Origin of the sequence: Brachybacterium muris (assembly GCF_016907455.1) — a bacterium.
Taxonomy (GTDB): Bacteria; Actinomycetota; Actinomycetes; order Actinomycetales; family Dermabacteraceae; genus Brachybacterium; species Brachybacterium muris.
Genome location: NZ_JAFBCB010000001.1, coordinates 1,162,114 through 1,178,881 on the forward strand (window position 1 = coordinate 1,162,114; position 16,768 = coordinate 1,178,881).

Consider the following 16,768-nt stretch of genomic DNA (forward strand, 5'->3'; position numbering starts at 1 on the left):
CACGGCAGGTAACTACGAGGCGTTCGCGCGTCCCCGCCCCGCACAGCACGCCCAGGAGACGAAGGCCTACATCGTCGGCAGCGGGCTGGCCGGGTGAGTATTCGTAGTCGTGGGAGCCACCGAATCTTGCTCTTGGGGACCGCCGATCGTGCCGACGGGGGCCAGTAGCCGCCGCGGTGGGGACCACTGGCTCCCGCCGGCATCGGGTCACTGGGGCAGTGCGGTGTGTTCTCGCATGTTCCTGTCGCCGGTGTCGATCCAGATTGTGTTGTGCACGATGCGGTCCATGATCGCATCGGCGTGGACTGCTCCACCGAGCCGGGCGTGCCAGTCCTTCTTCGGGTACTGGGTGCAGAACACGGTCGAGCCGGTGTCATAGCGGCGCTCGAGCAGTTCCAGCAGCATCGAACGCATTCCCTCGTCAGGATGGTCCAGCAGCCACTCGTCGATCACCAGCAGCGAGAACGTGGAGTACTTCCGCAGGAACTTCGTCTGGCCCTGCGGCTTGTCCTTTGCCAGGGCCCAGGCCTCTTCGAGGTCGGGCATTCGGATGTAGTGGGCTCGGAGCCGGTGCTGGCAGGCCTGCTTCGCCAGCGCGCAGCCGAGGTAGGACTTCCCTGAGCCGGTGAAGCCCTGGAAGACCACGTTCTGTTGCCGCTGGATGAAGGAGCAGGTTGCCAGTTGCGCGATCACGTTCCGGTTCAGTCCCCGTTCCTCGACCAGATCCAGCCGCCGCAGGTCCGCTCCGGGATAACGCAGCCCCGCCCGGCGGATCAGACCCTCGACCTTTCCATGATTGAAGATGGAATGCGCCTCGTCCACGATCAGCTGGAGCCGTTCCTGGAACGACATCCCCAGCACGTGAGCCTCATCCTGGGCATCGATCGCGTCCAGCAGCGCGGTCGCGCCCATCTCGCGCAGCTTCCGCTTCGTGTCGTTATCGATCACGCTCACCGGACACCTCCGGCGTAGTAGTCGGCGCCACGGACGTATCCGCCGTCTTCCGCGGGTTCCTCGCGGGGTGGACGCAGGGCGGCGACCTTGTCCTGCCCGGTGGCCAAGATCGGGTGCAGATGCGCATAGCGCGGTGAACGGACCCGTCCCGTCAGCGCGAGTGCGCAGGCCGCCTCGACCCGATCTACGGAGAAGCGGCGAGAGAGCCGTAGCACCGCCAACGCGGGATCCAGGCCCTGTTCCACGATCGGCACGGACTCGAAGATCCGCTGGATCACGATCACCGTGGCCGGCCCGACCCGATCTGCCCACGCCCGCACCCTCTGCGCGTCCCAGGCCTGGAAACGCTCGCCCGCAGGTAGGTCCGCGTCGTTGGTGCGGTACTCATTGCTCGCGGTCTCCGGGAGCAGCAGGTGACTGGTCAGTCGCTGGCTGCCCTGATAGATCTCCAGCGTCCGGGCCGTGATGCGCAGATCGACCTTCGCGCCGATGTGCGCGAACGGCGCGGAGTAGAAGTTCCGCGCGAACGTGACGTGCCCGTTCCTGCCCACTCGTCGTCCGTAGTGCCATGTCGAGATCTCGTAGGGCACCGCCGGCAGCGGCGTCAGCAGCGGCCGCTCCTCCGCGTCGAACACGCTGGCGCGGGATCCGGGCCGCTTCTGGAACGGCTCCGCGTTATAGGCCTCCATCCGCTGCCCGATGGCGGCTGCAAGTTCGGGCAGGGACGTGAATCGCTGATCCCGCAGCCCGGCGATGACCCAGGTCGCGACGTGCGCGACGGTGTTCTCCACGCTCGCCTTGTCTTTCGGTTTCCGCACCCTCCCCGGGAGCACCGCCGCCGAGTAATGCGCTGCCATCTCGCGATACGCATCGTTCAGGACGATCTCGCCCTCGCGGGGGTGCTTCACCACACCGGTCTTGAGGTTGTCCGGAACGATCCTCGGGACCGTCCCGCCCAGCGCCTCGAACATCGCTACGTGCGCTCGCAGCCAGGACTCCTGGCGCATATCCAGCGCCGGGAAGCAGAACGCGTAACGAGAAAAAGGCAGGCAGGCAACGAACAAGAACACCTTCGAGACCTCGCCGGTGACCGGATCGGCCAGCTCCATCGTGGGGCCGGACCAGTCGACCTCCACGCTCTGGCCGGCCTTGTGACCGACTCTCGAAGCGGCACCGGTGACCATGACGTGGTGCTGGTAGGTGCGGCAAAACCGGTCATACCCCATCGCCGGATCCCCAGCCGCCGTGGTCGCGTCGAAGTACTCGCCGTGCAACAGCTTCAGCGTCACGCCGACCCTGGCCATCTCTCGATGGACCTGTTCCCAGTCCGGCTGTGCGAACACGCTCTCGTGCTCGCCCCGGCCCGGGAACAACCGGGCATACACCTGCTCATCGGCGACGTCCGCGATATCGCCCCACCCGATCCCTGCAGCGTCAGCGGCCTCGAACACCGCCCTCACGGACTTGCGGGACATGCCCTGCGAGGACGAAATCGCTCGCCCCGACAGACCTTCTGCGCGCAGCTGGAGCACCAGCTTCGCCCTGATCTTCCGTACCATTCCAGATTGCTCCTTCCGCCGCGTGCCCTATACACACGGCGGAAGGAGCGTAGACAGAGCGGCCCCAACGACACCACTGGTGGTCCCGAACGACGCCACCGCTACGGCAGCGACGTGGCACCCGAACCCTCGATCAGCGGACCCCAGCGAGGCGAATATTCACCGGGCTCGCGGCGGCCGTCTTCCTGATCCGCGACGCCGGGGTTCCCGGCGCCAACGTCACGATCCTCGAGAAGGACGACATCGCCGGTGGTGCGCTCGACGGCCTCGACGTTCCGGAGAAGGGCTTCGTCATCCGCGGCGGCCGGGAGCTGGAGAACCACATGGAGTGCCTGTGGGACATGATGCGCTCCATCCCCTCCCTGGAGCTCGAGGGCGCCTCCGTGCTCGACGAGTTCTACTGGCTCAACAAGGATGACCCCAACTACTCGCTGCGTCGGGCCACCGTGCGCCAGGGAGAGGATGCGGGCCACAAGGGCCGCTTCGACCTGCCGAAGCGCGCCCAGAAGGACCTGCTCAGGATCTTCCTCGCCGAGCGTTCGGAGATGGAGGGCAAGCGCATCGACGAGGTAATGGGCCGTGAGTTCCTCGACTCGCCGTTCTGGATGTACTGGCGCACCATGTTCGCCTTCGAGGAATGGCACTCCGCGCTCGAGTTCAAGCTCTATCTCCACAGGTTCGTCCACCACATCGGCGGGCTGCCCGACTTCTCGGCGCTGAAGTTCACGAAGTACAACCAGTACGAGTCCTTCGTCCTGCCGCTCATGCACTACCTCACCGAGCACGGCGTCGTCTTCCAGTCCGGCACCGAGGTTGTCGATGTGGACTTCGCCCACCGCAACGGCGAGATCCGCGCCACCGCGATCCACTGCCGCCGCGACGGCGCCGAGGAGAGCATCGAGCTCGGTGAGCACGACCTCGCGCTGATGACGATCGGCTCGCTGGTGGACAACTCCGATGAGGGCGACCACCACACGGCCGCCGTGCTCAACGAGGCCCCGGCCCCGGCCTGGGACCTGTGGAAGCGCATCGCGAAGAAGGACCCGTCGTTCGGGCGCCCGGAGGTCTTCTGCTCCTCGATCGAGGAGACGAAGTGGGAGTCGGCCACCGTCACCACGCTCGATCAGCGCATCCCGGCCTACATCGAGCGCATCGCCCAGCGCGATCCGTTCAGCGGCCGCGTGGTCACCGGCGGCATCGTCACCGCCGAGGACTCCTCCTGGCTGCTGAGCTGGACGGTCAACCGCCAGCCGCACTTCAAGAAGCAGCCGAAGGACCAGATCGTCGTCTGGGTCTACGGCCTGTTCGTCGACGTCGACGGCGACTACGTGAAGAAGCCCCTGTCGCAGTGCACCGGTGAGGAGATCACCCAGGAGTGGCTCTACCACCTGGGAGTGCCCGTGGAGGAGATCCCCGAGCTCGCGGCGACGGGCGCCCGGTGCGTGCCGGTCATGATGCCCTACGTGACGAGCTTCTTCATGCCCCGCCACGCCGGGGATCGGCCCCGGGTCGTCCCGGAAGGCGCCGCGAACTTCGCGTTCCTCGGGCAGTTCGCGGAGACCGGACGCGACACGATCTTCACCACCGAGTACTCGGTGCGCACCGGCATGGAGGCCGTCTACGAACTCCTGAATGTGGAGCGCGGCGTGCCGGAGACCTGGGGCTCCACGTACGACGTGCGCGACCTCCTCGAGGCCTCGGCGCGCATGCGCGACGGCGAGAAGGTGAAGGTCCCCGGCCCGGCCGCGCTGCGCAGCTACCTGCGCGGCAGGCTCGAGCACGGAGAGATCGGCCAGCTCCTCGAGGAGCACGGCCTGATCTGAGCCTTGCGTCCGCCCACCGGGCGCGCCTCGGGGAGGTCCCGAGGCGCGCCCACGGCGCGTCCGAAGAGGGGCAGCGCCGCTAGCAGGAGGTCTTCGCGAGTGTCGCGCGGAGAGCCCCATGGTCTTTGCCGATGCTGTGCGGCTTCGGGCTCTCGGGCGAGGACCTCGTAGCGGAGCGTCTCGGTCTCTGCCGGGGATGAGCACCCAGAGGGAGCCGTGGAGGCGGCGGGGCCGCTGCTGTCCGCGACGTTCTCGCTGTAGGCCCGTGAATCGCAGCGCAAGGACGCCGAGCAGCTCGCGATCGAATTCTCCAAGGTGATCCGTCTTCGCGGCGTCCGGATCGATCGTGCTCAGAGATCCACGGCGCTGTCCCGCTCGATCCATTCACGGAGCTGCCGCAGCAGCTCGGGCCCCTTCTGGCTGTCGTCGCGTTCCGACGCCGCAAGCTGCTCGACCTCCGTCCAGAGAGCTCCCAGCAGCACATCGATGCCGAGCTCTGCGGGCTCGACCAGATGATCATCGGTCAGCCACGAGTCCGCGTCACCGCGCTCCGACGCGAAGATGAGCAGCTCGACATCCTCCCGTTCGAGGGGTCCTGATCCGGTGGGGGCGGGGAGCTGGGCGCACCACTCGTCGAGCAGGCCGAGGTATCGGGAGTAGCTGGCCAGATCCCACCATGCCGTGTACAGCTTCACCTCAGCATGCTTCGTGAACCAGCGCCGGACCACTGCGTCGAGCACGGGAGTCGTATCGACGTCGTTCGATGCGGCGGTCAGGAAATAGATGAATTTGGTGCCGAACGCCGGTCCAAGGTATTTGAGATAGGGCACTCCTTCAGACCTCTGCTCCGCGATGTGGGCGCAGGCTCTCTCGCGCGAGCTGGGCGAGCACGGCATCACGGCCAACGCCGTCGCGCCCGGGGAGATCGCGACCCCCATGACCGGGCAGACGGACCAGGACCCCCGCACCGGGGAGCGCCCCGGCATGCCGCTGCGGCGGCCCGGGGGCGCGTGGGAGGTCGCGGCCGTCATCGCCTTCCTCGCCTCGCCCCAGGCCCCCTACGTCACGGGCGCCTCCTGGGTCGTGGATGGCGGGATGCTGCAGATGGGGCCGCAGGGCGCGGCGGCGACGGTCGACGACGCCTGGCGTCGCCCCTGAGACCGGGCGGCCCCGTGCCCCCGCGGCGGCCACCTCGAGCCCGACCTGCACGGTGAGCATCGCCTGCCCCTGCACGTGCTCGAGCAGGCGCGCACCTGCCGGCGCCGGGGTCAGCAGACTACCGGGACCCCGTCGGTCGTCGTCGGCGCCTCGACGGCGGTGCGCGTTTGCTGGCGGCGGTGCACGGCGAAGGACCAGCCGGCGATGCCGAGCCCGGCGATCGCGAGAGCCACGCCCGTCCAGGCCGGGGCGAGCAGGCCCCAGCCGGCGGCGAGCACGGCCGCGCCGAGCGCCGCGCCGAGGGAGTTGCCGATGTTCAACGCCGAGTGGTGCAGGGCCGCGGCGAGCGAGGGGGCATCCGGCGAGGCATCCAGCAGGAACAGCTGCAGCGAGGGACCCATGAGCTGCGAGGTGATCGCGAGGGCGAACAGCAGGATCATCCCGGCGATCGCGTTCTCGGCCACGAGGGCGAAGACCGTGAGGCTCACCGTCATGCCGATCAGGCCGGCGAAGATCGTGCCGTAGAGGCTGCGGTCCGCGGCGCGCCCCGCGAGGACGTTCCCGATCGTCATGCCGACGCCGAACACGAACAGCGCCACCGGCACCGCCCGTTCGCCGAGCCCCATCACCCCGGGCACGATCTCGCCGATGTAGCTGTACACCGCGAACATGCCGCCGAACCCGATCGAGCCGATGCCGAGCGCGAACCACACCTGCGCCCGGCGCAGCGCCCGCAGCTCACCGCGGATCGAGCCGGTGACCCCGGCGCCCTCGGGCTCAGGCACCAGCCGCCAGATCGCGATCGTGCTGAGAGCGGCGACGACCACGACGATCACGTAGGCGGAGCGCCAGCCGACGACCTGCCCGAAGGCGGTGGAGGCGGGCACACCCAGCATCGTCGCGATCGTCAGCCCCAGCATCACCAGCGAGACGGAGCGGGCGCGCCGTCCGGGCGGGGAGAGGCGCGCCGCGACCAGCGAGGCGACGCCGAAGAACGCGCCGTGGGGGAGGCCCGCGACGAAGCGCGCGGGGGCCAGCGCAGAGAACGTCGGAGCCATGGCGGAGAGCAGATTGCCCAGCCCGATCAGCGCGATGAGCAGCACCAGCAGCTTCGCGCGCGGCATATTCACCGCCGCGATCGTCACCAGCGGCGCGCCGATCACGACGCCCAGCGCGTACAGGGTGATGAGCATCCCGGCCTGCGGGGTGGAGACCTCGAGGTCCCGCGCGATCTGGGGCAGGAGCCCCATCGAGGCGAACTCGGTGGTGCCGATCGCGAAGGCGCCGAGCGCCATCGCGAGGATCACCAGGCGCAGACGTCCGGGTGAGAGCGGCGCCTGGGGAGCGTGCGGCTGCGTCATCGGGGGACCTCCAGCGGCGGGACGGGCGGGGACTCGCTGCCGACGCTGGAAGCGGAGGGGACCCGTCGATCCTAAGGGCGGGGGAGGGGCAGGGGCCAGGGCGGGGTGAGGGACGGAACGGGGCCGGGCAGAATTGCTCCATGGCACGCACGACCACGTCCTGAATCCCGACGGGGAGCACATCTTCGTCTCCTGCATGGACTGGCCCGGACGGTCGGTCCATCGCGTTCGTGGACTATCCCGTGGACGGGCTGCACGGCTGAGAGGGGGCACGGCCTGCTCCGGCTGCTGCTGTGCAGACTCCCCGGACCTCACGCCGTGCATCCCGGCACCCTGCTCGGTGCCGGTCGCAGCCGCCCGGCCCCACTCCGTCCCCATGCTGCGAGCCCATCGTGACCGGAGCGCCCGCCGAGCGGCGAACGCCCCGTCCTGGACGGCGTGCGGGCCGGGCAGGCCCGGAGCGGGCTCAGCGCTGCGAGGCCTCCGCGATGCGGCCGGTGTTCTGGGCCGTGCGCACGGTCGCGACCGCGAACTCGAGCCCGAGACGCATCGCGATCAGCGCGATCACCGAGGGGATCCAGCCGAACAGGATCGAGAGGATCAGCGGGACCGGGCTGAAGCTCGGCTCACCGAAATAGCTGTTCATGCTTCCCCACGCGAACCCGAACACGATCCCGCTGACGATGTTGCTCAGCCACATCAGCGCCGCGACGACGAACGCGAGGACATAGAGGAACGACGAGAACTTCACGGTGATGAAGTGCTCGAACTTGAAGTCAAACAGCGTCTTGAAGAAGCCCGCCTCGCCGAAGCGGCCATCCCCGGAGGCGCTCCCGGAGGGGCCGCCGCCGACGGCGTGCGGCGCCGCCGCGGGGCTCTGCGCGGAGCCCCAGGCCTGCTCCTGGGCGGCTGGCTGCGGAGCCGACGGCGCGCTCTGCGCCCCCCAGGCGTCCTGCTGACCGGGCGCTGCGGCAGACTGCTGGCCATAGGGATCCGACGACGGGGCGGCGTAGGGATCGGCCCCCTGCTCGGCACCGCGTGCGGAGGGGGCCTGGTCCTGGACGCCGAATCCGCTGCTCGTCGGCTCAGGCTCAGAGCCCTGGCCGTACTGCGGATCCAGCGGGTTGCTGCCCTCGGGCGGCTGCGACATGGTGCGACTCCTCCTGCGAGATCTGATGGACGAGGAGGAGCTCGGCGGCGTCCCCGCGCCGCCGTTCCCACCCCGACGCTCACCGTACCCGCGCGCGATGGCGATGGGGAGGCGTCTGCGGAGCGGAGCCGGCCCTGGCGCTCCGGCCGGAGGATGATCGCGGCCCCCGCCCAATGGCACCGCGAGCGGATGGGAAGCTCGTCGGGCCGACTGCACCATGGAGATCATGGCCGACGGCGTCCGGCCGCTCAGCCGCCCCCTGCAGCAGCTGCTCAGCCCAAAGACCGCAGGCTTCGCCGCGGTCAGCTCCGTCGCCGGACTGCTCAGCGTGCCGTCGTCGCCCGCTCGATGATCTCCCTCATCCGCGCCGCGGCCCCCGGCTCGTCGCCGGCGCCGATCGCGGCCGCGACCTCCTGATGCAGTCCGAGGTCGTGCCGGTCAGGGGCCTGCTCGCCCCGCTCCACGGTCGCCCGGTGGCGCAGGCCCTCCTCGATCACGGCGCGCAGCCGGCCGAGCATCGCGTTGCCGGAGAGGGCGAGGACCTCGGCGTGGAAGGCCCGGTCCGCGGCGAGGAAGGCGCCGCACTCGGGCCCGTCGGCCGCCTCGACCATCGAGTTCGCAGCGGCGGCGAGCGCGCGGGCGCTCCCACGCCCGTCCCGGACCTCGCGGGCCGCGGCCGCTGCTGCCGCGGGCTCGACCGCATGGCGCAGGGAGCGCAGCTCCGCGAGCTGCCGCGCGTGATCCGGGCCCTCGAGGCGCCAGCGGATCACCCGTGGATCCAGCAGGTCCCACTCGCTGATCGGGAGGATGCGCAGACCGACCCGTCGGCCGGCGCTCAGCATCCCGAGCCCGCCGAGCACTCGCGTGACCTCGCGGACCACGCTGCGGGAGGCGCCGGTGCGCGCGATGAACCCCTCGATCGTGTCCGCGGCGCCGGCCTCCAGCTCGCCGCCGACGATCGCGGCGCCGAGCTGGTCCAGCGCCTGCTCGAAGGCGCTCGCGCCGGCGGTCATGCCTGCGAGACGGGGGAGACGACCAGCTCGTCGTTGCGCACGTGCGCGGGGGAGTCGAGCACGAAACAGGCGGTGCGTGCGATGTCCTCCGCGGTGAGCATCCGGGCGCGGGCCTCGGCGTCGGGCACGGAGGGGCGCTGGTCGAGGAAGTCGGTCGCGACATCGCCCGGGCACAGATGACACGCCCGCACGCCGTGCGCGGCCTCCTGCTGGTTCAGCGTGCGCACCAGGGAGCCGAGCGCCGTCTTGCTCGCCGAGTAGGCGACCCCTGCACCGGGCTGGAACGACCAGCCCGCATAGGAGGAGATCACCACGACCTGCCCGCCGCGCTCGCGCAGGCGGGGGAGGGCGGCGTCGACGGTGCTCGCGACCGCGGTGAGGTTCGTGGCGACGATCGCGTCGAACTCCGTCAGGTCCTGATCGTCCCAGCGCCGCTTCGGCGCGTTCAGGCCGGCCGCGAGCACGAGCGCGTCGATTCCGCCGAGCTGCTCGGCGATCCGCTCGGCGGTGCTCCGAACGGCCTTCCGGTCCTGGACGTCCAGCGGTGCGACCAGCGCGCTGCCGCCCGCCTCGCGGATCTCGGCCGCGAGCTGCTCGAGCACCTCGCGGCGCCGGCCGCTCAGCGCGACCGTCCAGCCCGAGCGTGCCGCCCGCAGCGCCGTCGCGCGCCCCATGCCGCTGCCCGCGCCGGTGATCCACACCGTGCGAGGGCCGGCCGTGCTCGCGCCGCGCGGCGCCTCGTCCTGCGCGCCTCGACTGCTCGCGGTTGTCCCGTCCGTCGTCATCTCGCTCCTCCTCGGGCGTCCTCGCCCTCAGGTCCTCTGCGGCGACCTCCCGGCCCCACGGGCCGACATCACCCAATAGTATGACTATTGAGCGCGGCCGACGGGCCGCACACCGAGCGCGGCACGGGAGCCGCAGGAGAGGACAGGGCGATGGAGCTGGATCTGCGGGACAGGGTGGTCGTGGTGACCGGGGCGGCGCGCGGGATCGGCGCGGCCATCGCCGCACGCTTCGCCGAGGAGGGCTCGCGCGTGGTCGCGCTCGACCTCGCCTCCCCGGACGAGCCGGCGGAGGGTGCGCCGACCGTGGACCAGGTGGTCTGCGACGTCGCCGACCCGGAGTCCGTGCACCGCGCGGTCGAGGCCGTCGTGGAGCGCCACGGCACGATCGACGTGCTCGTGAACAACGCCGGGATCGTCGCGGACTTGACCGTGGTCGAGAACGACTGGGCCACCTGGCAGAAGTGCTTCGACGTGAACACCGGCGGCACCTTCCTCATGTGCCGGGAGGTCGCTCCGCACATGCAGAGGGCCGGGCGCGGGCGGATCCTCAACGCCGCCTCGTTCGCCGCGATCGTGCCGAGCGTGGGCAGCGCCGCCTACGCCGCCTCGAAGGCCGCCATGGTGCAGCTGACCCGCGTGCTCGCTTCCGAGCTCGGCCCCCACGACATCACCGTCAACGCCTACGCCCCCGGCATGGTCCCCACCTCCATGAATGGCTTCGCCGACCTGCCCGCCGAGCGGCAGGACTGACTGCTGGACACCCTCTCGCTGCGCCGCTGGGAGAGCCCCGACGACGTCGCCGACCTGCTGATCTTCTTCGCCAGCGACCAGGCCTCATACATTACGGGCACGCTCGTGGACGTCTCCGGCGGGAAGCTGGCGACGCAGATCCCGGCGGTGGCGCACGGGCGGTGAGGGGCGCGGCGCGTCACCTGAGGGGGATGTGCCTGCGGAGCTCATCGGCGACGTCAGGGACTCCAGAGCGGGCCGGCGCGCCGAGAACGGAATCGGCTGTGCGCGGTGGCCGTCTGGTCGTCGGGACCGCGCCTCGACGCCGATGGCGGAGTCCTTCAACGCGACCCCCGTGTCCACGAACCGGGGGTAGGGCCCGGATGATCGAGGAGGCGAACCCGGCGGAGTGCTTGAGGGGTCCTTGCATCTGTCCCGCGCCGTCGGGCCGCCCACCCCAGCCCCAGTCCCGTGCCCTGGACGCAATGGTCTCGTTTCGATCACGACGCCTCTCTGGCATAGGCGTGAAACAAGTGTTGCGGTGAGGTGGGGGGACCGTGAGATGCGTTCCGCCCCGCATCCCGGCCCGATCAAGAAGGTGGTCCCCCGTGAACCGAACCCTGCACTCCACGCTCCGCGTCCTGCACATCTCCCCGGCACCCCTCGCCCTGCGCCGCCCCGCCCTGGGGGCGCTGGCGATCCTCCCGCACACCGTGCACTACAGCGGCGCGGACCTCGCCGAGCTGCGCCGCGCCCCCGAGTGCGACGTCGCGGTGTTCGATGCGACCTCGGACCTCACCTGGGCCCCGCACATGGCCGCCCGCCTCGAGGCGGCGCGCCTGCACCTGCCGCTGGTGCTGATCATGGCCGAGAGCGGACTGGCCGCCGCGAACCAGGACTGGGGCGCCGCGGACTACCTCCTGCCCAGCTCCGGCCCCGCGGAGGTCGACGCCCGCCTCCGTCTCGCGCTGCGCTTCGCCCCCGCACCGGACCTCGGCCCGGAGCTGATCACCGCGGGCGGTCTCGTGATCGACGAGTCCAGTTACACCGCGACCCTGCACGGGCAGGCGCTGGAGCTGACCTTCAAGGAGTTCGAGCTGCTGAAGTACCTCGCCCAGCACCCGGGCCGCGTGTTCACCCGCGCCCAGCTGCTGCAGGAGGTGTGGGGCTACGACTACTTCGGCGGCACCCGCACCGTGGACGTGCACGTGCGGCGCCTGCGCGCCAAGCTCGGCGCCGGCATCGAGTCCGCGATCCACACGGTCCGCAACGTCGGCTACCGCTTCGACCTCGTCGTCTCCGAGGCCGTCCCGGAGCTGCAGAGCGCCTGAGGACCCCCGTCATGACCCAGCCCGACCCGTCACCGTCGCCGGAGCACCTCACCCTGCCCGAGACCTCGGTTCTGCCAGAGACCGCAGTCCTGCCCGACTCGACAGCAGTCCTCCTCGCCGCGGGGGAGGGGCGGCGCCTGGGCCGCGGCCCGAAGGCGCTGCTGCCGCTCGGCGGGGAGCCCCTGGTCGCGGTGCTGACCCGGCGCCTGCTCGAGGGCGGCTGCCGCGACGTCCTGGTCGTCACCGGCGCCTACGCCGACGAGGTTGGCGCGGTCGCGCGCGAGGCCGGGGCGCGGGTCGCCGAGAGCCCTCTGTGGCGCACCGGCATGGCCGTCTCCCTGCGGGTCGGGGTCGCGGCGGCCGATGCCCCGCACCTCATGCTCGCCCTGGTCGACCACGTGGGGCTGAGCCCCGCGCTGGTGCGCCGGGTGCTCGGCGCGCATCGGCCCGGCCGCGCGACCGCCGCCTCCTACCCGGGGCCCGACGGTCGGCTCCTGCGCCGCCACCCCGTGCTGCTCGAGGCGGCCGACGCTCGCGCCGCCGCCGCGGAGGCGCATGGCGATCGCGGCGCCCGCGACTGGCTGCACCGCAATCTGGAGCGTGTGGACCTGGTGGACTGCGGGGACCTCGACGACGGCGGCGACCTCGACACCGTCGCCGATCTCTCCCGCCTCGCCCGCCGCTGACCCGCGAGCGCCGGCCGGCCCCGTCGGCCGCGCCCTCACCCCCGGGCGCGCGCGTGCCCGACCAGCGCGACCGCCGCGCAGAGCGCCCCGGCGAGCAGCAGCCCCGCCCCCGCGTGCACCTGCAGCAGCAGCGCGCCGACGGCGGCGCCGGTGAGCATGAGCAGCACCGCGAGCAGTCGGCGCGGCCACAGCGCCCCGGTCCCGCCGGCCAGTCCCGAGTCCATCGCCAGGCCCGTGATGGTGGAGGTGATGACCACGGTCGTCACGTCCTTCACGGCGAGGGCGCGGGCGGTCGCGGCCTGCGCCCCCATCGCCAGGCCCAGCGCTCCGGTCACGCCGAGCAGCGCCGTGTGCGGGGCGCCCTCCCACACGAGCAGCATCGCGCCGGCGGCGATCACCACGGCCGCGACCGCGCAGAGCAGGGCGGTGGTCGCGCCGGTCCAGGCCCCGGTGCGCCCGCCGAGGGCGCGGCCGGCGAGGATCGCACCGAGCACGAAGCCTGCCAGCGCCAGCACCGGGCCGACCACGGGCAGGTCGTCCGCGCCGGTCAGCGCCATGCCGAGGATGACGACGTTGCCGGTCATGTTCGCGGTGAACACCCGATCCAGCCCCAGGTAGCCGACCGCGTCGACGATGCCGGTGGCGAAGGTGAGGGCGAGCATGAGGCGCAGGTGCCGCGGGCGCAGGTCGGCCGCGGGTGCGGCGCTCGTCTCCGGGGCGGCAGGGTCGCTCGCGGTGGCGGTGGCGGTGGCGGAGGCGGTGTCGGCGGCAGGGGTTCCGGTCATGGCCGGGAGGCTACGGACCTCCTGAAACCCGGGCGGCACGGCCGTGTAACAAGGGCGTAAAACCCCGCCCCTAGCGTGGAGCGTGAGCTGAGGAGGACCATGCTGACGAACATCCTGCGAGCGGGCGAGAAGGCGCCGGCCGGAGTCGCCCACCTCCCCGTGGAGGAGCGTACGAGCCTGTGGGGCCGACTGCCCTGCGCGGCCGACGCCCCTGTGCTGCGCCTCGAGCCCGGCGACGAGGCGGTCATCGACACCCTCAGCCACGAGGGGATCCTCGAGGACCAGGGCCGGGACCCGCGCGCCTTCTTCGGCGCCCACGGCGTCGAGCCTGAGCAGGTGCTGCCCGACGCGATCGCGCTCGCCGCGGGCCATCCCGGTCGCGACCGGGCGACCGACGGCCCCCATGTGGTCACCGGCCCGATCCAGGTCGCCGGTGCCCGCCCCGGCGACCTGCTGAAGGTGACGATCCTCGAGCACGAGATGCGTGTGCCCTACGGCGTGGTCTCCAACCGCCACGGCCGCGGCGCCCTGCCCGGTGAGTACCCGGCCGGTCCCGGCACCGTGAGCGTCTTCGCCGGGGTCGAGCACACTCCGAACGGGCCCGTCGGCACCATGGCCCCGCGCGCCGGCGCCGAGCGGACGCTCCGCTTTCCGCTGCGCCCGTTCCTCGGGATCATGGGTGTGGCCGTGCCCGGCACGGGGCGCCCCCACTCGGTGCCGCCCGGCCGACACGGCGGCAACATCGACATCAACCTCCTCACCGCCGGGACCTCCCTCTACCTGCCCGTCCAGGTCGAGGGCGCCCTCGCCTACGTCGGTGACCCGCACTTCGCCCAGGGCGACGGGGAGGTGGCGCTGACCGCGATGGAGGCGAGCCTGCGCAGCCGGCTCCGGTTCGACGTGATCGCCCGCGAGGACGCGATCGCGCAGTTCGGCGAGGTGGCCGGTCCCCTCGCCGAGACCACCGAGTACCTCATCCCCACCGGAATGGACGAGGACCTCGACCTCGCCGTGAAGGACTGCGTGCGCCACGCGATCGCGCTGCTCCAGGCCCGCTGGGGCCTGGATCCCGAGCATGCGCTCGCCTACCTCAGCGCCGCCACCGACTTCGACATCTCCCAGGTCGTCGACGTCGTCAAGGGCGTCCACGCCCGCATCCGCACGGCCGACTTCGCGGAGGTCCGCCCATGAGCACCACGTCTTCCTCGGTGTCGCCGGCCGACGTCCTCGCGGACCGCGCCCGTCCCGTCGCGAACGGCCCCGAGATCCCCGGGCTGCTCGAGGCGTTCTGGGAGTACGAGCGCGCGCTCATGGCCGACGACCTCCCGGCGCTCGACGCCCTGTTCGCCCCCGGCCCGGACACCCTGCGCGGCGACGCGGCGGGGCTGCTGCGCGGACACGACGCGATCAGCACCTTCCGCGGCGGGCGCGGCGGCGCCCCGAAGCGCCGCATCGTCGAGGTCGAGGTGCGGGCGCTCGGCGAGGACCACGCGGCGGTCGTCGCGATCACCGAGCTGCTGCGCGGCGGCCGCGGCCAGCAGACCCAGGTGTGGCGGCGCGGCGAGGACGGCTGGAAGGTCGCCGTCGCCCACGTCGCCGTGGCCCCGCCCGCGATGGACCGCCGGATCTGGCGGGTCCTCGGCGCCCCGCTCGTCCCGGCCTCTGTCCCCGCCGGCGGGGGATCGGCCGACGAGGCACCGGGCCCCCTCGCCGGGGAGAGGATCGCGGTCAAGGACGTGATCGCGGTGGCCGGGCAGAGGATCGGCGGCGGCAGCCCCGCCCTGCTCGCGGGCGCCCGCCCCGAGCCCCGTCACGCCGACGCGGTGGAGCTGCTGCTGGACGCGGGCGCCGAGATCACCGGCATCGCCGCGACCGACGAGCTCGCCTACAGCCTCGCCGGCACCAACACCCACTACGGCACCCCGCCGAACCCCCGCGCCCCGCACCGGATCAGCGGCGGCTCCACCTCCGGCCCCGCGTCGGCCGTGTCGCTGGGGCACGCGAGCATCGGGCTCGGCACCGACACCGGCGGCTCCCTCCGGGTCCCCGCCGCCTACCAGGGACTGTGGGCGCTGCGCCCCACCCACGGCGCCGTGCCGTGCGACGGGGTGCTCCCCCTCGCGCCGAGCTTCGACACGGTCGGCCTGCTCACCCGCACGCCGGACCTCCTCGCCCGCGCCGCCGCCGTGCTCCTGCCCGAGGAGCAGGAAGGGCTCGAGGACCCCGCGCTGCACACCGTCCCCGGGCTCGAGACGCTGCTGGACCCCGAGGTCGCAGACGCCCTCGACACCGCCCTCGCGCGCTGGCGCACCGCGATCGAGATCGAGGAGGCGGACCCGCTGGACGCCGACGAGCTCATTGGCTTCGCCGAGACCTTCCGCCTCCTCCAGGCTCGCGAGGCCTGGGCCGCCCACGGCGAGTGGGTGAGCGCGCACCGCAGCGAGCTCGCGCCCGACGTCGGTGCCCGCTTCGACGCGGCCGCCCGGGTCACGGCCGACGAGGCCGCCGACGCGCAGCAGGCCCGCACCCGCGCCGTCGGCCAGATCCGACGCCGCCTCGGCGAGGGGGTGCTCGTGGTCCCCGCAGCCTCGTCCATCGCGCCGCTCGTGCGGGACGCGGCCGCGGGCGGCCCCGCGATCGAGGCCCAGCGCGCACGGACCATGCGACTGACGTGCCTGGCGGGCCTGGCCGGTCTGCCGGCGGTGGCGGTGCCGCTCGTGACCGCGAGCGGTTTGCCGACGGCCGTGACCCTCGTGGGCCCGCCCGGCAGCGACCTCGCCCTCATCGACCTCGCCACCCGGCTCGAGGAGGCCACCGCCCCTCCCGTCGGCCCCGCGCCGGGCACGGCTGCCACCACGGACGCCGCGCCCACCATCGGCACTGCGCCGGGGAGGATCCCCGCATGAGCACCCTGCCCGCCCTCCAGCGCCTGAACACCGCACCGCCCGCCGCGCTCGCGGAGCAGCTGCGCGCCTGCGCCCCGATCGAGTCCTGGGTGCGCCACCTCATCGCCGCCCGCCCCTACCCCTGCGCCGAGTCGTTGCTCGCCGAGGCCTCGGACCGCGCCCGACGCTGGACCCCCGATGAGGTCCACGGGGCGCTCGCCCACCATCCCCGCATCGGGGAGAAGGCGAAGGGCCTGGGGGCTGCGGAGACCTCGCACTCCGCCGCCGAGCAGGCGGGGGTGGAGGACCCGGGGGAGTGGGTGCGCGCGAACGCCCGCTACGAGGAGCGTTTCGGGACCGTGTTCCTCATCCGCGCCGCCGGCCGCACCCAGGCCGAGATGCTCGCCGAGCTCGAGCGGCGCCTGTTCCTCAGCGACGAGGATGAGCAGAAGGAGCGCGCCGAGCAGCTGCGCCAGATCGCCCTGCGCCGCCTCGAGGCCCTGCTCGCGGACTGACCCGCCACCTCGCAGGCTTCCCGTCCTCGATCCG

14 protein-coding genes and 2 pseudogenes are annotated in these 16,768 nt (G+C 72.2%); 8 read left to right on the top strand and 8 right to left on the bottom strand.

Annotation, left to right across the window (positions count from 1 at the left end; translation table 11 throughout):
* Positions 1-207: 207 nt before the first annotated feature.
* Positions 208-954, bottom strand: coding sequence for an ATP-binding protein (locus JOD52_RS05370; protein WP_338124028.1), 747 nt, complete (start codon positions 952-954; stop codon positions 208-210).
* Positions 951-2,513 carry an IS21 family transposase gene (gene istA, locus JOD52_RS05375; protein WP_204408388.1) on the bottom strand — a complete coding sequence of 521 codons (1,563 nt, stop codon included), beginning with the start codon at positions 2,511-2,513 and terminating at the stop codon, positions 951-953. The genes JOD52_RS05370 and istA overlap by 4 nt, the downstream gene beginning before the upstream one ends.
* Before the next feature lie 155 nt (positions 2,514-2,668).
* Here istA and JOD52_RS05380 point away from each other — a divergent pair, with 155 nt between their 5' ends.
* Positions 2,669-4,336, top strand: a complete 1,668-nt coding sequence (locus tag JOD52_RS05380; protein ID WP_204411523.1) for an oleate hydratase — start codon at positions 2,669-2,671, stop codon at positions 4,334-4,336.
* Positions 4,337-4,686: 350 nt separating this feature from the next.
* Here JOD52_RS05380 and JOD52_RS05385 read toward each other — a convergent pair whose 3' ends face one another.
* Positions 4,687-5,166 (bottom strand): 8-oxoguanine DNA glycosylase OGG fold protein, encoded by a 480-nt coding sequence (locus JOD52_RS05385; RefSeq protein ID WP_204408990.1) that lies wholly within the window; start codon positions 5,164-5,166, stop codon positions 4,687-4,689.
* A 31-nt stretch (positions 5,167-5,197) separates the two neighbouring features.
* Between JOD52_RS05385 and JOD52_RS05390 the strand changes: the two are divergent.
* A pseudogene (locus tag JOD52_RS05390) lies at positions 5,198-5,494 on the top strand (SDR family oxidoreductase); the annotation flags it as partial.
* A 110-nt stretch (positions 5,495-5,604) separates the two neighbouring features.
* Here the strand turns inward: JOD52_RS05390 and JOD52_RS05395 are convergent.
* The 4 genes from JOD52_RS05395 to JOD52_RS05410 all read right to left on the bottom strand — a co-directional run bounded on the left by JOD52_RS05395 (position 5,605) and on the right by JOD52_RS05410 (position 9,803).
* Positions 5,605-6,855: an MFS transporter gene (locus tag JOD52_RS05395; RefSeq protein ID WP_204408991.1), complete on the bottom strand. Its 1,251-nt coding sequence runs from the start codon at positions 6,853-6,855 to the stop codon at positions 5,605-5,607.
* A 466-nt stretch (positions 6,856-7,321) separates the two neighbouring features.
* Positions 7,322-8,005 (bottom strand): DUF4282 domain-containing protein, encoded by a 684-nt coding sequence (locus JOD52_RS05400; protein WP_204408992.1) that lies wholly within the window; start codon positions 8,003-8,005, stop codon positions 7,322-7,324.
* Between the two features lie 323 nt (positions 8,006-8,328).
* A complete protein-coding gene (locus JOD52_RS05405; protein WP_204408993.1) occupies positions 8,329-9,018 on the bottom strand; it encodes a FadR/GntR family transcriptional regulator in 690 nt (229 codons plus the stop codon).
* Entirely contained in the window at positions 9,015-9,803 is a 789-nt protein-coding gene (locus tag JOD52_RS05410; protein WP_204408994.1) for an SDR family oxidoreductase, read from the bottom strand. Before JOD52_RS05410 ends, JOD52_RS05405 begins: the two co-directional genes overlap by 4 nt.
* 150 nt (positions 9,804-9,953) lie before the next feature.
* Between JOD52_RS05410 and JOD52_RS05415 the strand changes: the two are divergent.
* From JOD52_RS05415 to JOD52_RS05425, 3 genes and pseudogenes are all read left to right on the top strand, one after another.
* Positions 9,954-10,718 (top strand): annotated as a pseudogene (locus JOD52_RS05415) (SDR family NAD(P)-dependent oxidoreductase).
* A 455-nt stretch (positions 10,719-11,173) separates the two neighbouring features.
* The gene (locus JOD52_RS05420) at positions 11,174-11,863 is read left to right on the top strand and encodes a winged helix-turn-helix domain-containing protein (protein ID WP_376983650.1); all 690 of its coding nucleotides are present in this window, start codon (positions 11,174-11,176) and stop codon (positions 11,861-11,863) included.
* Positions 11,864-11,874: 11 nt separating this feature from the next.
* The gene (locus JOD52_RS05425) at positions 11,875-12,549 is read left to right on the top strand and encodes a nucleotidyltransferase family protein (protein ID WP_204408995.1); all 675 of its coding nucleotides are present in this window, start codon (positions 11,875-11,877) and stop codon (positions 12,547-12,549) included.
* Between the two features lie 35 nt (positions 12,550-12,584).
* Here the strand turns inward: JOD52_RS05425 and JOD52_RS05430 are convergent, their stop codons facing one another.
* Positions 12,585-13,334: a DUF1275 family protein gene (locus JOD52_RS05430; protein WP_204408996.1), complete on the bottom strand. Its 750-nt coding sequence runs from the start codon at positions 13,332-13,334 to the stop codon at positions 12,585-12,587.
* A gap of 99 nt (positions 13,335-13,433) precedes the next feature.
* On the opposite strand from JOD52_RS05430, the gene JOD52_RS05435 reads away from it, so the two are divergent.
* The 3 genes from JOD52_RS05435 to JOD52_RS05445 are packed head-to-tail and all read left to right on the top strand — an operon-like array spanning position 13,434 to position 16,734.
* Positions 13,434-14,525 (top strand): acetamidase/formamidase family protein, encoded by a 1,092-nt coding sequence (locus JOD52_RS05435; protein ID WP_204408997.1) that lies wholly within the window; start codon positions 13,434-13,436, stop codon positions 14,523-14,525.
* Entirely contained in the window at positions 14,522-16,240 is a 1,719-nt protein-coding gene (locus tag JOD52_RS05440; RefSeq protein ID WP_204408998.1) for an AtzH-like domain-containing protein, read from the top strand. Before JOD52_RS05435 ends, JOD52_RS05440 begins: the two co-directional genes overlap by 4 nt.
* A complete protein-coding gene (locus JOD52_RS05445; RefSeq protein WP_204408999.1) occupies positions 16,237-16,734 on the top strand; it encodes a 2-oxo-4-hydroxy-4-carboxy-5-ureidoimidazoline decarboxylase in 498 nt (165 codons plus the stop codon). Before JOD52_RS05440 ends, JOD52_RS05445 begins: the two co-directional genes overlap by 4 nt.
* Positions 16,735-16,768 lie beyond the last annotated feature (34 nt).

Coding starts and splice junctions, on each gene's coding strand:
- istA (WP_204408388.1), bottom strand. CDS start 2,513: ATGGTACGGAAGATCAGGGCGAAGCTGGTGCTCCAGCTGCGCGCAGAA.
- JOD52_RS05395 (WP_204408991.1), bottom strand. CDS start 6,855: ATGACGCAGCCGCACGCTCCCCAGGCGCCGCTCTCACCCGGACGTCTG.
- JOD52_RS05400 (WP_204408992.1), bottom strand. CDS start 8,005: ATGTCGCAGCCGCCCGAGGGCAGCAACCCGCTGGATCCGCAGTACGGC.
- JOD52_RS05405 (WP_204408993.1), bottom strand. CDS start 9,018: ATGACCGCCGGCGCGAGCGCCTTCGAGCAGGCGCTGGACCAGCTCGGC.
- JOD52_RS05410 (WP_204408994.1), bottom strand. CDS start 9,803: ATGACGACGGACGGGACAACCGCGAGCAGTCGAGGCGCGCAGGACGAG.
- JOD52_RS05425 (WP_204408995.1), top strand. CDS start 11,875: ATGACCCAGCCCGACCCGTCACCGTCGCCGGAGCACCTCACCCTGCCC.
- JOD52_RS05430 (WP_204408996.1), bottom strand. CDS start 13,334: ATGACCGGAACCCCTGCCGCCGACACCGCCTCCGCCACCGCCACCGCC.
- JOD52_RS05435 (WP_204408997.1), top strand. CDS start 13,434: ATGCTGACGAACATCCTGCGAGCGGGCGAGAAGGCGCCGGCCGGAGTC.
- JOD52_RS05440 (WP_204408998.1), top strand. CDS start 14,522: ATGAGCACCACGTCTTCCTCGGTGTCGCCGGCCGACGTCCTCGCGGAC.
- JOD52_RS05445 (WP_204408999.1), top strand. CDS start 16,237: ATGAGCACCCTGCCCGCCCTCCAGCGCCTGAACACCGCACCGCCCGCC.